The 14,786-nt window shown below is 71.3% G+C and carries 14 protein-coding genes; 10 read left to right on the top strand and 4 right to left on the bottom strand.

Features of this window, described 5'->3' with window-relative positions:
- Positions 1–60: 60 nt before the first annotated feature.
- From ACIBCT_RS27780 to ACIBCT_RS27760, 5 genes are all read left to right on the top strand, one after another.
- On the top strand, positions 61–903 hold the full coding sequence (locus ACIBCT_RS27780) for a PspA/IM30 family protein (RefSeq protein WP_399193423.1): 843 nt from the start codon (positions 61–63) through the stop codon (positions 901–903).
- Positions 900–1,178, top strand: a complete 279-nt coding sequence (locus tag ACIBCT_RS27775; protein ID WP_344886739.1) for a hypothetical protein — start codon at positions 900–902, stop codon at positions 1,176–1,178. The genes ACIBCT_RS27780 and ACIBCT_RS27775 overlap by 4 nt, the downstream gene beginning before the upstream one ends.
- 671 nt (positions 1,179–1,849) lie before the next feature.
- A complete protein-coding gene (locus ACIBCT_RS27770; RefSeq protein WP_399193421.1) occupies positions 1,850–4,621 on the top strand; it encodes a protein kinase in 2,772 nt (923 codons plus the stop codon).
- A gap of 1 nt (position 4,622) precedes the next feature.
- Entirely contained in the window at positions 4,623–5,375 is a 753-nt protein-coding gene (locus ACIBCT_RS27765; protein ID WP_399193419.1) for a maleylpyruvate isomerase family mycothiol-dependent enzyme, read from the top strand.
- Positions 5,376–5,665: 290 nt separating this feature from the next.
- Positions 5,666–6,376: an SIMPL domain-containing protein gene (locus ACIBCT_RS27760; protein ID WP_399193417.1), complete on the top strand. Its 711-nt coding sequence runs from the start codon at positions 5,666–5,668 to the stop codon at positions 6,374–6,376.
- Between the two features lie 158 nt (positions 6,377–6,534).
- Here the strand turns inward: ACIBCT_RS27760 and nadA are convergent, their stop codons facing one another.
- Positions 6,535–7,689, bottom strand: coding sequence for a quinolinate synthase NadA (gene nadA, locus ACIBCT_RS27755; protein ID WP_399193415.1), 1,155 nt, complete (start codon positions 7,687–7,689; stop codon positions 6,535–6,537).
- Positions 7,690–7,900: 211 nt separating this feature from the next.
- On the opposite strand from nadA, the gene ACIBCT_RS27750 reads away from it, so the two are divergent.
- Complete coding sequence (locus ACIBCT_RS27750; protein ID WP_030910261.1) at positions 7,901–8,254, top strand: iron-sulfur cluster assembly accessory protein; 354 nt, start codon at positions 7,901–7,903, stop codon at positions 8,252–8,254.
- Positions 8,255–8,429: 175 nt separating this feature from the next.
- Positions 8,430–9,416: a carbohydrate kinase family protein gene (locus ACIBCT_RS27745; RefSeq protein WP_399193413.1), complete on the top strand. Its 987-nt coding sequence runs from the start codon at positions 8,430–8,432 to the stop codon at positions 9,414–9,416.
- 292 nt (positions 9,417–9,708) lie between these two features.
- On the opposite strand, the gene ACIBCT_RS27740 is transcribed toward ACIBCT_RS27745, so the two are convergent.
- From ACIBCT_RS27740 to ACIBCT_RS27730, 3 genes are all read right to left on the bottom strand, one after another.
- A complete protein-coding gene (locus tag ACIBCT_RS27740) occupies positions 9,709–10,131 on the bottom strand; it encodes a CBS domain-containing protein (protein WP_399193411.1) in 423 nt (140 codons plus the stop codon).
- A gap of 61 nt (positions 10,132–10,192) precedes the next feature.
- The gene (locus tag ACIBCT_RS27735; RefSeq protein WP_399193409.1) at positions 10,193–10,462 is read right to left on the bottom strand and encodes a sulfurtransferase TusA family protein; all 270 of its coding nucleotides are present in this window, start codon (positions 10,460–10,462) and stop codon (positions 10,193–10,195) included.
- A gap of 25 nt (positions 10,463–10,487) precedes the next feature.
- A complete protein-coding gene (locus ACIBCT_RS27730; protein WP_399193407.1) occupies positions 10,488–11,624 on the bottom strand; it encodes a cysteine desulfurase family protein in 1,137 nt (378 codons plus the stop codon).
- Positions 11,625–11,842: 218 nt separating this feature from the next.
- On the opposite strand from ACIBCT_RS27730, the gene coxB reads away from it, so the two are divergent.
- The 3 genes from coxB to ACIBCT_RS27715 are packed head-to-tail and all read left to right on the top strand — an operon-like array spanning position 11,843 to position 14,651.
- Complete coding sequence (gene coxB, locus ACIBCT_RS27725; protein WP_399193405.1) at positions 11,843–12,592, top strand: cytochrome c oxidase subunit II; 750 nt, start codon at positions 11,843–11,845, stop codon at positions 12,590–12,592.
- A complete protein-coding gene (gene ctaD / locus ACIBCT_RS27720) occupies positions 12,589–14,259 on the top strand; it encodes a cytochrome c oxidase subunit I (protein WP_399193403.1) in 1,671 nt (556 codons plus the stop codon). Before coxB ends, ctaD begins: the two co-directional genes overlap by 4 nt.
- Positions 14,256–14,651: a cytochrome c oxidase subunit 4 gene (locus ACIBCT_RS27715; protein ID WP_344896367.1), complete on the top strand. Its 396-nt coding sequence runs from the start codon at positions 14,256–14,258 to the stop codon at positions 14,649–14,651. The genes ctaD and ACIBCT_RS27715 overlap by 4 nt, the downstream gene beginning before the upstream one ends.
- The last annotated feature ends 135 nt before the right edge of the window (positions 14,652–14,786 follow it).

The following is a 14,786-nucleotide window of genomic DNA, read 5'->3' as shown; positions in this document are numbered from 1 at the left end:
CGGGGGCCGGGATCACTGGGTGGCCCGAAGCGCACTTGAAGAAGGGGACGGCCGACGCGCATGAGCGTGATGAAGAGACTTTCGCTGATCTTCAGGTCCAAGGCGAACAACGCGTTGGACAAGATGGAAGATCCTCGCGAGACCCTGGACTACTCATATCAGCGCCAGCTGGAGTTGTTGCAGAAGGTGCGCCGCGGTGTGGCGGACGTCGCCACCTCGCGCAAGCGCGTGGAGCTTCAGATCAACCAGATCGAGGCGCAGTCGCGCAAGCTCGAGGAGCAGGGCCGCAAGGCGCTGGGGGTCGGCCGTGAGGACCTCGCCCGTGAGGCGCTGACCCGTCGTGGCAGCCTGCAGACCCAGATCGCCGACCTTCGTGTGCAGCACGACAACCTGCAGGCCGAGGAGGAGAAGCTCACCACGGCCTCCCACCGGCTGCAGGCCAAGGTCGACTCCTTCCGTACCAGGAAGGAGACGATCAAGGCGACCTACACCGCGGCCGAGGCGCAGACGCGGATCAACGAGGCGTTCTCCGGCATCTCCGAGGAGATGGGCGACGTCGGCCTGGCGATCCAGCGCGCCGAGGACAAGACGGCCTCCATGCAGGCCCGCGCGGGCGCCATCGACGAGCTGCTGGCCAGCGGCGCGCTCGACGACTTCAGCGGCCAGCGCGGCGACGACATCCAGGCCGAGCTCGACCGCATGGGCGGCGGGCACGACGTGGAGCTGGAGATCGCACGGATGAAGGCCGAGCTCGGCCAGGGCACCGGCCCGCAGGGGGCGATCACCTCCGGTCCGGGTCAGCAGCAGCCTCAGCCCCAGCAGCAGCAGCCCCAGTCCCAGCAGTACCCGCAGCAGCAGGACAACCAGACCCAGCAGCTGCGTCAGCCGGGGGAGGGCCAGTGATCGTCCGCATCATGGGGGAAGGCCAGATCGACATCTCCGCGGCCGACCTCGACGTGCTCAACACGCTGGACGCCGAGCTGGAGGCCGCCATCGAGGCCGGCGAGGAGGAGGCCTTCCGCACGCGGCTGCACGCCCTGCTGGACAGGGTCCGCCACGTCGGCAAGGCCCTGCCCGACGACAGCCTGGAGTCCTCGGAACTGATCCTCCCGCCGGCCGACGCCTCCATGGAGGAAGTGCGGGAGATGCTCGGCAACGAGGGGCTGATCCCGGGCTAGCTCGGCCCCGTGGCACGGGCCCGGTCCCCTGGGCCGGGGCCCGGCCGGACGGTGACCGTCTTCCCGCTCGGACCACTCCCGTGGTCGTCGTGGCCGTGACGACCGCGCCGGGCGTCCGGGCCGGCTGTCCGGGCCGTCACGTGCCGCCGATCGCCGCCGATCGCCGCCCCCGGCGTGCCCGCGCGCCCGCCGCGCCCGCCGCGCCCACCGTGTCCCCCGGTCCCGCGCGGCCGCGCCCGCGAGAACCCCGTGGTCCGCGTGACCACGGGGTCACCGCACCACGGGGTCACCGCGTCGCCCGGACGCCGGTACGGCCCCCCGGCTCAGCCCCGATGCCGCGCCGGTGCCGTGCCGATGTGACGCCGGTGCGTTGCCCCGTGTCCCCCCGTGTCCCCCCGTGTCCCCCCGTGTGCCGCTGCGTGCCGCTTCACGAGGCCGCTGTACCCCTTCACCGTCCTCGGCCGCCGGTACGCCGCGCGGCTCGTCCGGCCCCGTGACGGGACCCGGTTCTCCTCCCGCTCCACCCGCCCTCGGGCCTTGTCCGGGCCGTGCCCGGAAACCCCGTGGAACGCGCCATCATGGCCCGTCCGGCTTGCGGTTTGATGTACGTCCTGTGACCCTTTGCCCCCACAATGGGACCCGGAAAGCGCGTACGGGAGAAGGGTGTGACCATGGCGGACCTCGCGTCCTTGCGGCCCGGGGATCCCGAGCAGGTGCGGGAGTACCGGCTCACCGCGCGTCTCGGCGAGGGTGGTCAGGGAACGGTCTTCCTGGGCGAGTCCCCGGCCGGGGTGCGGGTCGCGGTCAAACTGCTCCGCGCCGACCTGGCGCAGGACGAGGAGGCGATGGAGCGCTTCGTCCGCGAGGTCAGCACGACCCGCCGGGTCGCGCCGTTCTGCACCGCCGCGGTGATCGACACCGGAGTCGAGGCGCACCGCCCGTACATCGTCAGCGAGTACGTCGACGGCCCGACCCTGGACGCGGTGGTGAACGGCGAGGGCCCGCGCGAGGGCGCCGCGCTGCACCGCCTGGCCATCGGCACGGTCACCGCGCTGGTCGCCATCCACCAGGCCGGGATCGTGCACCGCGACTTCAAGCCGTCCAACGTGCTGCTGGCCCCGGACGGCCCCCGGGTGATCGACTTCGGCATCGCCAAGGCCCTCGACCGCACCTCCACGCTGACCGCGATGGCGATCGGCACCCCCTCGTACATGACCCCCGAGCAACTGGCCGGGGAGAACGCGGGATCTCCCGCGGACATGTTCGCCTGGGGCTGCACGATGGTCTTCGCCGCCACCGGGCAGCCGCCGTTCGGCACCGACAGCCTTCCAGCGATCTTCAACCGGATCATGAACATGGAGCCGGACCTGTCGGCGATCGCCGACCCGGCCCTGCGCGACCTGGTCGGGCAGTGCCTGTCCAAGGAAGCGGCCCAGCGGCCCACGGCGGGCGAGGCGCTGCTGCGGCTGCTCGGCCACGCGGGCGGCCCGGCCGGTACCGTGGCGCCCACCGCGCCCCGCGGCATCCTCGCCGAGGGGTCCGCAGCCGCGGCCCAGCAGACCGGCCCCGGCTCAGGCCCCGGCCTCGGACCCGATCGGCACCCGGAGGGGGACGGGTCCGGCCCCGGGTGGACCCGTCCCGCGGGCGACGACCACGTCCGGCAGGACCAGTGGGCCCACCAGAGCGGTCACCAGGACCAGTGGGCCCACCAGAGCGGGCACCAGGACCGGCAGGCGCTCGCCTGGCAGAGCGGTCCCGGCGGGGGGCTCCCCGTCCAGGACCCGCGCGGCTCCGACCCTCGCGGCCGTCCGGGGCACTCCGGGCCGGTCGGGTACCCGCAGCCCGGCCCCCCGCAGGTCTCCGACCCTCGCGGCCGTCCGGGACGGTCCGGGCCGCAGGCTCACGACCGGCAGCCCGGCCTCGCGTACGACCCCGGGCCCCAGCGCGGTCCCGGCCTGCCGCACGACCCCGGCCCGTACGGCCACCCGGGTGTTTCCGGGCCGCAGGCGTACGCGCAGCGGCCCGGACCGCCGCAGGTCTCCGATCCGCGCGGCTACCCGGGAGGCCCCGGACCGGCCGGGTACCCGCAGACCTCCGACCCCCACGGCTCGGCCGGGCACGCGCAGAACTTCAACCCCCACGGCTCGATCGGGTACCCGCAGACCTCCGACCCCCACGGCTCGGCCGGACACGCGCAGCACCCCGACCCGCACGGAAGGCCCTGGCAGCAGGGGCACCCCGGCCCCGGCGGGTACCCGGGCCAGGGAGGGCACCCGCCGGACCCGCGGCAGCCGCACCGGGCGTACCAGGACGGCCCCGGAGCCCCTTCCCACCCCTCGTACCCGGGGCAGTGGGCGCCCGCCGGAGGCCGGAAGGTGGGGCTCGTGATCGGCGGCGCCCTGCTGGCCACGGCCCTGGTCGCCGGGGGCGTCGTGCTGGCGACGCGCCCCGACACCGGTACCGGCGGGACGGGCACCGTCCGGACGGGCGGTACACCGGGGGCGAGCACCGCTGCCTCCACCCCGGCGCCCAGCCGCTCCGAGCTGCCGCGCGCCACCAGCACGATCAGGCTTCCCGGCAGCGCGCTCACCCTCCACGAGAGCGACCAGGACCCGATCAGGCTGAGCTCGTACAGCCTGGAGTGGGACAAGAACCTCTACGTCCGCCAGGCCGGGAACGGCCGGTTCGTCAAGAACGACACGTACTTCCAGTACACGGTCAACGCCACGGGCACCCAGGCGCTGGGCACCGACCGGATGTACGACGCGCAGAGCTACTCGATCGTCTCGGTGGTGAACCACCGCACCGGCGCGGCGAGCAGGATCAGGATCACCAAGGCCCCGGTCTACCCGACGCTGCCGCAGTGGTCTCCGGACGGCAGGCGCGGCCTGGTGACGCTGTACGAGGCCGTCGGCGACACCAGCAAGGCGTACGGCTTCGCGATCATCGACGTGAACACCAGAAAGGCGAGGATCGTCCGGGTCAGGGAGAAGGACGCGGGCAGGTGGAGCTACTTCTGGCGGGGCGACGGCCGCGCCGTCGGCACCTGGGCGCTGGACGGCAAGACCCAGCGCATCCGCTTCTACGACCTCGGGGGCACCGTGCTGCAGACCCTGCTGGACGTGGGCGCCCCGATCACCGTGGAGGGCGACGACACCTCGCCGTCCGGCTCGTCGCTGCTGACCTACTGCAAGGGGACCAAGAAGGAGATCTGCGTCTGGTCGACGACGGCGGACGGCCCGCCGAAGGTCCGCGTCCCGTTCCCGACCGAACGGCTGATCGGCTGGTACGACGACGAGCACATCGCGGGCTGGCGGCGCAAGGGCTCCGGCTACGAGGCGGTGGTGTTCGACTTCACGGGACAGGTCCGGAGGGTCCTGGTCACCAGCACCGACGCCAAGGAGTACGAGAAGCAGTTCATGCGCTTCACCCGGGAGGACTGACATGCGCGAGTGGACCCACGAGGAGCACGCCCGGGCCGTCGGCACGGAGATCACCCGCATGGCCGAGGTCCTCAAGGGCCGGGACCTGTCGGTTCCGGTGCCGACCTGCCCCGGCTGGGACCTGGCGGAACTCGCCGTCCACGTCGGCGCCGTGCACCGCTGGGCGGCCACGCTGGTACGCGAGCTGGCCCAGCGGGGCCGCAACGTCGCCGACGTGGACCCGGGCCTGCCCGCCGACGTGGGCGACTACCCGGCCTGGCTCGGCGAGGGGGCCGTCCTGCTGCCCGAGGCCCTGCTCTCCCGGGAGGCCGAGACGCCGATGTGGGCCTGGGGCGGGGACCGGCGGGTGCGGTTCTGGTCGAGGCGGACGCTGCACGAGACCGTGGTGCACCGGATGGACGCCGAGCTCGCGCTGGGCGTCCCGGTCTCCGTCGACGAGGACGTGGCCGCCGACGGGGTGCAGGAGTTCCTGGAGGTGCTGCCGTACGTGCGCTGGCAGCCGGGTGTGAAGGAGCTCAGGGGCACGGGCGAGACGATCTCCCTGCAGGCCGGCACCGGAGCGGGGTGGGTGATCACCCTCGATCCCGACCGCTTCCACCACCGGCGGGAGGTACGGGCGGGGGACGTGACCGTCCGCGCAGCCACCTCGGCCGACCTGCTCCAGGTGCTGTGGGGACGGTGCGACGCCGGCGACCACGTCGTCGAGGGCGACACCGCGCTGCTGGCCCGGTGGCGCGAGCTCACCCGGATCTGACCTCCCGTCCCGGACGTCGCGACGCGCCGACCCGCTCGGGCATCGCGGGGCACCGGCCGTCCCGGGTACCGAGACGCGTCGATCACCCGGGCAGCTGTTCTCGTCCCCTCCGGAAACCACCCGGACCCACCCGGACCCGCCCGGACCCGCCCGGACCCATCCCGACCCACCCGCACCCGCCCCAGCCCGGCCGGGTGCGGGTAAACGTCCGTACCGGGATTCGGCCAAGACACGACAGGCCCGGCGGCGGGCGGGCAGCCGCGGCCGGGGCCCCGTGATGCCATGACCTTATGATCAAGATGTCACAGGCGGTGGTCTCGGCCGCCCTCGTCTCCGCCGGGCTGTTCGGCGGCACCGCGCTCGCCGACTCCGAGCCCGCCACGGCGGCCGTCGGGGTGGACCGTCCCCAGATCACCGTGACGGGGGAGGGCGTGATGTCGGTCACTCCCGACGTCATGCGCCTGGACACCGGTGTGGAGGTGCGCCGTCCCACCGCGGGCGAGGCCTTCACCGCCGCCCGCACCGCCGCCGCGGCGCTGACGCGGGCACTGCTCGCGGCCGGGGTCGCGGCCAAGGACCTCAGGACCGACGAGCTCTCCCTGGGGCCCGAGTACAAGGAATATCCCACGATCTCCGGCTACCGGGCCGCGCAGGGCGTCGAGGCCGTGGTCAGGAACATCGACACCGCGGACGACGTGGTCGACGCGGCGGTCGCGGCCGGTGAGGCGGTCCGGCTGGACGGCGTGTCGTTCGAGGTGTCGGACAACCGCGTGCCGCTCAGGGCGGCGCGCGAGGTCGCCTTCAGGGACGCCAGGGCCCGTGCCGTGCAGTACGCCAAGCTCGCCGGGCGCAGGCTCGGCATCCCCCTGGAGATCAGCGAGCAGAGCTTCACCCCGCCGACACCGGTCTACGGCGCCGCCGGGATCGCGGACAAGGCCTCGATCAGCCCCGGCCGCCGCGACGTGTCGGTGAGCGTCAGGGTGGTGTACGAGCTGGAGTAGGCCCCGCCCAGGCGGTGTCCCCCCATCGCCCCCCGAACCCGGGTACGCGACAGGTCCCCGGCACCCGGCGGGCCCCGGCGGGTCGACCACCCGCCGGGGCCCGTCCCCGCTCCCCGCTCCGGCCGTGGTCGCGGCAGGGGGAGGGGTCAGGGCAGGGGTCAGGGCAGGGCCAGCATCCGGTCCAGCGCGACCCCGGCCCAGCGGGCGGTGTCGTCGTCCACGGTGATCTGGTTGACGACCTGGCCGGCGGCGAGCGACTCCAGCGCCCACACCAGGTGCGGCAGGTCGATCCGGTTCATCGTCGAGCAGTAGCAGACGGTCCGGTCCAGGAACGTCACGTTCTTGTCGGGGAACATGGCGCCGAGCCGCTTGACCAGGTTCAGCTCGGTGCCCACCGCCCAGGAGGACCCGGCCGGAGCCTGTTCGATCTTCTTGATGATGTACTCGGTCGAGCCGACGTGGTCGGCCTTGGTGACCACCTCGTGCCTGCACTCGGGGTGGACCAGCACGTTGACCCCGGGGATGCGGGCGCGCACGTCGTCCACGCACTGGGCGCTGAAGCGGCCGTGCACCGAGCAGTGCCCCTTCCACAGGATCACCGTGGCCGCGGCCAGCCGTTCGGGGGTCAGGCCGCCGCCCGGCCGGTGCGGGTCGTAGACCACGCAGTCGTCCAGGCCGAGGCCCATCTCCAGCACCGCGGTGTTGCGGCCCAGGTGCTGGTCGGGCAGGAAGAGCACCTTCTCACCGCGCTGGAAGGCCCACTCCAGGGCGCGCCTGGCGTTGGAGGAGGTGCAGACGGCACCGCCGTTGCGCCCGCAGAACGCCTTGATGTCGGCGCTGGAGTTCATGTAGGTGACCGGGACGGTGACGTCCGCGATCCCGGCGTCCTGGAGCACCTCCCAGCACTCCTCGACCTGGTCGAAGGTGGCCATGTCGGCCATCGAGCACCCGGCCGCCAGGTCGGGCAGCACGACCTTCTGCGAGGCGGAGGTGAGGATGTCGGCGGACTCGGCCATGAAGTGCACGCCGCAGAAGACGATGTACTCGGCGTCCGGCCGGGCCGCGGCCTCCCGGGCGAGCTTGAACGAGTCGCCGGTCACGTCGGCGAACCGGATGACCTCGTCGCGCTGGTAGTGGTGGCCCAGGACGAAGACCCGCTCGCCGAGCGCCGCCTTGGCCCGCCGGGCGCGCTCCACCAGCGCCGGGTCGGACGCGGACGGCAGCTCGCCGGGACAGTCGACGCCGCGCTCGCTGTGCGGGTCGACACCCCTGCCGAGGACGAAGAGCGGAAGCCCGGTCTCGGTGGTCGTCACGGCCACACCCCCTTATCGTCGAAGTGACGACTAATGATGACACACGTCCCGGAGGCGCCGTTCGCCGGGAGGGGGTCCCGGATCCGGGCGAGGAGTTCGCGGCCTTTCAGGAATGTGTGCACCGGGACGGGTGTTGGTAGCGTCTGAGAAGGACGTCATACACAGACAGCCGTTCCCGGGGAGCGGCTGACGCAGACGCGGGAGTCACCACATGTCGGTTGAGAGCAGCGAGACCACGGCGCAGGGCCTGATCCTCAGTTCCGCGGCCGCCGCGAAGGTCAAGAGCCTGCTGGAGCAGCAGGGCGAGGAGGGACTCCAGCTGCGCGTGGCCGTGCAGCCCGGTGGCTGTTCCGGCCTGCGCTACCAGCTCTTCTTCGACGACCGTTCGATGGACGGCGACGTCGTCTCCGACTTCGACGGCGTGAGCGTGGTCACCGACCGGATGAGCGCGCCCTACCTGGTGGGTGCCACCGTCGACTTCGTCGACACGATCGAGAAGCAGGGCTTCACGATCGACAACCCCAACGCCACGGGCTCGTGCGCCTGCGGCGACTCGTTCAACTGACCGGGCGCGCACGGCCGGTCCGGACGGGGCGGCTCGTCCCGTAGGGCGAGACCGCGAAGGCCCCGCGGGATGACATCCGTCACCCCGCGGGGCCTTCGCGCGCCCGCGCTGTCGCGTATTCTTGCGAGGCTCGACGCCCCTGTTTCCAGATGCCGACAACGAGGAGAACAACCCCGTGCGCATCGCCGTCACCGGCTCCATCGCGACCGACCACCTGATGACCTTCCCCGGGCGCTTCGGCGACCAGCTCATCGCCGAGCAGCTCGACCGGGTGTCCCTGTCGTTCCTGGTGGACGACCTGCAGATCCGCCGTGGCGGCTGCGCGGCCAACATCGCCTTCGGCATGGGCTGCCTGGGGCTGCGGCCCGTCCTGGTCGGCGCGGTCGGCGCGGACTTCGCCGACTACCGCTCCTGGCTGGAGCGCCACGGCGTCGACTGTGACTCCGTGCACGTCTCCGAGATCCACCACACCGCCCGGTTCCTGTGCACCACCGACCAGGACCACAACCAGATCGCCTCGTTCTACACCGGCGCGATGGCCGAGGCCCGCCTGATCGAGCTGGGCCCCATCGTCGACCGGCTCGGCGGCCTGGACCTGGTGCTGGTCAGCCCCAACGACCCCGAGGGCATGCTCAGGCACACCGACGAGGCGCGCCAGCGGGGGATCCCGTTCGCGGCCGACCCCTCCCAGCAGCTCGCCCGGATGCCCGGGGACCAGATCCGCCAGCTCGTCGACGGTGCCGCCTACCTGTTCGGCAACGACTACGAGAAGGGCATGATCGAGCAGAAGACCGGCTGGAGTGACGCGGAGATCCTCGACCGGGTCGCCGTCCGCGTCACCACGCTCGGCCCCAAGGGCGTCGTCATCGACCGCAAGGGCGAGCCGTCCCTGCACGTCCCCGCCGCGCCCGAGCTCGGCAAGGCCGACCCCACCGGGGTGGGCGACGCCTTCCGTTCCGGTTTCCTGTCCGCCCTGGCCTGGGGGCTGTCCCTGGAGCGCTGCGGCCAGGTCGGCAACCTCGTCGCCACCCACGTCCTGGAGCGCGTCGGGGGCCAGGAGTACGAGCTCGGCCGGAAGGTCTTCCTGGAGCGCCTCGCCGACGCCTACGGCGCCGACGCCGCCTCGGACGTGTCGGGCTTCCTGAACTGCCACTACGCCTGACCCGGCGTGTCCCGCCGCCTCCGGCGCCCGGGGCCGCCACCCGTGCCGGAACCGCCCCCGGTACCGGAGACCGTCACCCGTGCGCCCGAGACCGTCACCCCTGCCGGTGACCACCCGTGCGGGACCGGTACTCGTGCGCGAACCGGCGCCCGTACCGGAACCAGGCTCCGTCGCCGCGTCACCGCGCCCGGCCCGCCGCGCCCTCGCGCCGCAGGGCCGGGCGCGGCGGGCTCCGGCCGTTCGTTTCCGGTCGTCCGCGCGCCCGGTCCGGGCCGTCCGCGCGGGCCGGGTGTCAGGTGCCCGCGTAGACGCGGTGGACGAACTCGGCCATCTTGTCGTCCGGCAGGTGCCTGGCCAGGTCGGCCTCGCTGATCATGCCGATGATGCGGCCGTTCTCGATCACCGGCAGCCGCCGTATCTGGTTCTGCTCCATCTTGTCCAGCGCCTCGGCGACGTCGGCGTCCGCGGAGACCCAGACCAGGCCGGTGGCCAGCTCCCCGGCGGTGATCTTGGACGGGTCCTGGCCATGGGCCACGCACTTGACCACGATGTCGCGGTCGGTGATGATCCCCTTCAGCCGGTCGTCGCTGCCGCAGATGGGCAGCGCGCCCACGTTCATGTCGCGCATCATCTGCGCCGCCCGGTCGAGCGTCTCGTGTGCCTCGACGCACCGGACCCCGGCGTGCATCAGATCTCTGGCGGTCTCACCGCTCATGTCGTCCCCCCGATTCCTCTGGTCGGACTTACGGAGGGGACATACCCGATTTAAGGGCAGATCAGTAATTACGCCGCACGTGGATGGCCCAGCCCCGCTGGGGGAGCTCGTAGCTGGCCACGTGCCGGTGCGACTTCAGCCGGCACCACGCAGGGATGTCGTTGAAGGCGGCGGGATCGTCGGCCAGCACCGAGACGATCCCGTTGAGCGGCACGAGGTTGATCTGCTCGGCCAGCATGATGATGGGGATCGGGCACTTCTTGCCCAACGCGTCGATCGTCAGGGCCGGAGGCTGGGCGGAATCCGCCGGGGTGGCCTGGCTGGACGTCATGACCTTCTCACTCCCCGAAAGTTGATCACAGCTTTACCCCCGCCTCCTCACGGATCCTGCGCACCGCGTCCGGCAGGACGGACAGGAAGCGGTCGACATCCGTCGCCGAGGCGCCTCGGGGCAGCGACACCCGTACGTTCCCGTGCGTGAGCACGCCCATGGCCTCCAAAACATGCGACGGACGAAGCGTACTCGCCGTGCACGAGCTGCCGGACGATACCGAGAATCCGGCCCTGTCGAGTTCGGTCAGCAGTGCCTCACCCTCCACGTAGAGACACGAGAACGTGACGATGTGCGGTGCCCGCGCCACCGGGTCGCCGATCACCTCGACGTCCGGGACCGTCCGGGCGACCTCGGTCCTGATCCGGTCCACGAGCGCGGCGATCCTGGCCGACTCGATGGCCGACTCGGCCACGGTGGCGCGCAGCGCCGCCGCCGCCGCGACGATCGCCGGGACGTTCTCGAACCCCGGGACCCTGCGGCGCTCGCGGTCGTCGTCGGGCAGCGGGCTGCGCCAGCGGGTGCCCTTGCGGACCACCAGGATCCCCACCCCGGCCGGGCCGCCCCACTTGTGGGCGCTCGCGGCCAGCACCGACCACCCGCCGGGCAGCGGCATCCGGCCCGCGGTCTGGGCCGCGTCCACCAGCAGCGGCACCCCCGCCCCGGCGCACGCCTCGGCGACCTCGGCCACCGGCTGCAGGGTGCCGACCTCGTGGTTGGCGCTCTGCAGGCAGGCCAGCGCCGTGCCCTCGGCAGCGGCCGCCTCGGCGAACGCGCCCGCCTCGACCGCGCCGGTGATGCCGACGCCGACCGTCTCGACCGCCCCGCCGTCGCGCTCGTGGATGCCCGCGGCGTGCAGCACGCTGGAGTGCTCCACCGCCGAGGTCACCAGGCGCCTCCCGGCCCGGCGCCGCCCGTGCAGGGTGCCGAGCACGCCCAGGTGCACCGCCTGGGTCCCCGAGGAGGTGAACGAGACCTCGTCCGGCCTGGCGCCCAGCGCCTCGGCCACCTCGGTCCTGGCCTGTTCCAGTAACATTCTGGCCCGGCGGGCCGAACCGTACAGTCTCGCGGGATCGGCCCAGCCGACGTCCAGGGCCGCGATCAGGGCCTCGCGGGCCTGGGGGTGCAGCGGCTCCGTGGAGGCCGCGTCGAAGTACGCCACGCTCCCAATCGTCGCACCACGCGCGGTGCGGGCGGGGGCTGGGCGGGAGGGCGGCCCATGGTCGCGCTAATGTGTCCCCCAGCGTGAAGCTGCTGACTACGAAAACCTGAACGTGAACAAACGATCTCCCAGGAGCGACTCCTGGGCTTCATCTGTGGGGTAGGCGATCCGTGAGTCCGACCCGCCGTTCTGCACGGCGTCCGTTGGCCCGCCGCCGGGTGCCACGCGCCGCCGCTCTGGCGCTGCCGCTGGTTTCCCTGACGGCGTGCAGTGCCGAAGACTGGTCCCGAGCCGGCCTGCCCGAGGGCATCACCGAGCAGTCCAACGCCGTCCAGAGCCTGTGGAACGGCTCGTGGATCGCGGCTCTCGGCACCGGCGTGGTCGTGTGGGGGCTGATCCTGTGGTCCGTCGCCTTCCACCGCAAGAGGAAGAACTCCGCCGACGAACTGCCCCCCCAGGTGCGGTACAACCTGCCGATCGAGATCCTCTACACGGTGATCCCGATCATCATGGTCGGCGTGTTCTTCTTCTTCACCGCCAGGGACCAGAACTACATCACCACCATGTCCGACAAGCCTGACGTCACGGTCAGGGTCGAGGGCTTCCAGTGGAGCTGGCGCTTCACCACCGAGTCGGGCGGCAAGACCGTCCAGGTGGCCGGCATGCCGGCGGAGAACTACATGAAGGGCCCGCAGCTCGTGCTGCCGGCCGGCAGGAACGTCAAGTTCCTGCTCAGCTCGCCCGACGTCATCCACTCCTTCTGGATCCCGGCGTTCCACTTCAAGCTGGACGTGATCCCGGGCGTGGACAACAGGTTCGAGGTGCGGACGCTGGAAAAGACCGGCGTCTTCGCCGGGCGCTGCGCCGAGCTGTGCGGCGTGGACCACAGCCGGATGCTCTTCTCGGTGAAGCTCGTCGAGGCAGACGAGTTCGACAGGTACATCGCTAGCCAGGCCGGTGCCCAGTGACAGCAGTCAACAATCCCCTCGTCCTCTCCCCGGCGACGCCGACCCGCAAGGGCCTGGTGATCACCAAGTGGGCGTCGTCCACCGATCACAAGATCATCGGACACCTCTACCTGATCACGTCGTTCGTCTTCTTCCTGATCGGCGGCGTGATGGCGCTGGTCATGAGGGCGGAGCTGGCGCAGCCGGGTCTCCAGATGATCAGCAACGAGCAGTTCAACCAGCTGTTCACCATGCACGGCACGATCATGCTGCTGATGTTCGCGACCCCGCTGTTCGCGGGGTTCGCCAACGAGCTGATGCCGCTGCAGATCGGCGCTCCCGACGTCGCCTTCCCGCGGCTGAACATGGTCAGCTACTGGCTCTTCGCCTTCGGCAGCACGATCGCGCTGGCGGGGTTCATCACCCCGGGCGGCGCGGCCAGCTTCGGCTGGACCGCCTACGCCCCGCTGTCGGACGCGATCTTCTCTCCCGGCATCGGCGCCGACCTGTGGATCGTCGGACTGACCATCAGCGGTCTGGGCACGATCCTCGGCTCGGTGAACTTCATCACCACGATCATCTGCATGCGCGCGCCCGGAATGACGATGTTCCGGATGCCGATGTTCACCTGGAACATCCTGCTCACCTCGATCCTGGTGCTGATGGCCTTCCCGGTGCTGGCCGCCGCCCTGCTGGCGCTGGAGGCCGACCGCAAGCTCGGCACGCAGATCTTCCACCCCCAGAGCGGCGGCGCGCTGCTGTGGCAGCACCTGTTCTGGTTCTTCGGCCACCCCGAGGTCTACATCATCGCGCTGCCGTTCTTCGGCATCATCACCGAGGTCATCCCGGTCTTCAGCCGCAAGCCGCTGTTCGGCTACATCAGCCTGGTCGGCGCCACCATCGCCATCGCGGGCTTGTCGATCACGGTGTGGGCGCACCACATGTTCGCCACCGGCCAGGTGCTGCTGCCGTTCTTCTCGTTCATGACGTTCCTCATCGCGGTGCCCACCGGGGTGAAGTTCTTCAACTGGATCGGCACCATGTGGCGCGGCCACCTGTCGTTCGAGTCGCCGATGCTGTTCGCGATCGGCTTCCTGGTGACGTTCCTGTTCGGCGGCCTGACCGGCGTCATCCTGGCCTCCCCGCCGCTGGACTTCCAGGTGGCCGACTCCTACTTCGTGGTCGCCCACTTCCACTACGTGGTCTTCGGCACCGTGGTGTTCGCCATGTTCGCCGGGTTCTACTTCTGGTGGCCCAAGTTCACCGGCACGATGCTGAACGACCGGCTGGGCAAGGTCCACTTCTGGACGCTGTTCATCGGCTTCCACACCACCTTCCTGGTCCAGCACTGGCTGGGCGCGCAGGGCTTCCCGCGCCGCTACGCCGACTACAGCCCGATCGACGGCTTCACCGACCTGAACATGGTCTCGTCGGTGGGCGCGTTCCTGCTGGGCGCCTCCACGCTGCCGTTCATGTACAACGTGTGGAAGACCGCCAAGACCGCGCCGCGGGTCACGGTGGACGACCCGTGGGGGTACGGCAACTCCCTGGAGTGGGCGACCTCCTGCCCGCCGCCCCGGCACAACTTCACCTCCCTGCCCCGTATCAGGTCCGAGCGTCCCGCGTTCGACCTCAAGCGCCCGTACGCCCAGACCCCCGGTGAGCTGGAGAAGGAGGAGGCCCGATGAAGGTCCAGGGCTGGCTGTTCATCCTCTGCGGCGTGTTCTTCGCCGCCGTGGACGTCGTCTACTGGTACTGGTCCAAGGAGCCGGTCGGCACGACCGCGATGGCCATCTCGGTGGGCTTCGCGTTCATGATCGGCTACTACCTGATGTACACGGCCCGCCGCATCGGCGAGCAGCCCGAGGACGACAAGCAGGGCGAGATCGCCGACGGCGCCGGAGAGCTCGGCTTCTTCAGCCCGCACAGCTGGTGGCCGCTGTTCGTCTGCCTGGCGGTCGCGCTCACCGCGGTCGGCCTGGTCATCGGCTGGTGGCTGTTCCTGATCGGCGTCTTCGCGGTCCTGATGGCCACCATCGGGTTCGTCTTCGAGTACTACCGGGGCAACTTCTCGCACTGACGTCCCGGCACCCGCGCCACGAGGCGGGCCACGGAAATCCTCCGTGGCCCGCTTTTTGTCGTTTATTGGGTGCTCGCGGTGGATGTCTTCCGTGGCGGACCGCCTACTCCGGGTAATAACTGAATCAGTGGTTCG

The organism is Streptosporangium sp. NPDC050855 (assembly GCF_044456585.1).
Lineage (GTDB): Bacteria > Actinomycetota > Actinomycetes > Streptosporangiales > Streptosporangiaceae > Streptosporangium > Streptosporangium longisporum.
This window is presented reverse-complemented; position numbering and strand designations above follow the sequence as displayed.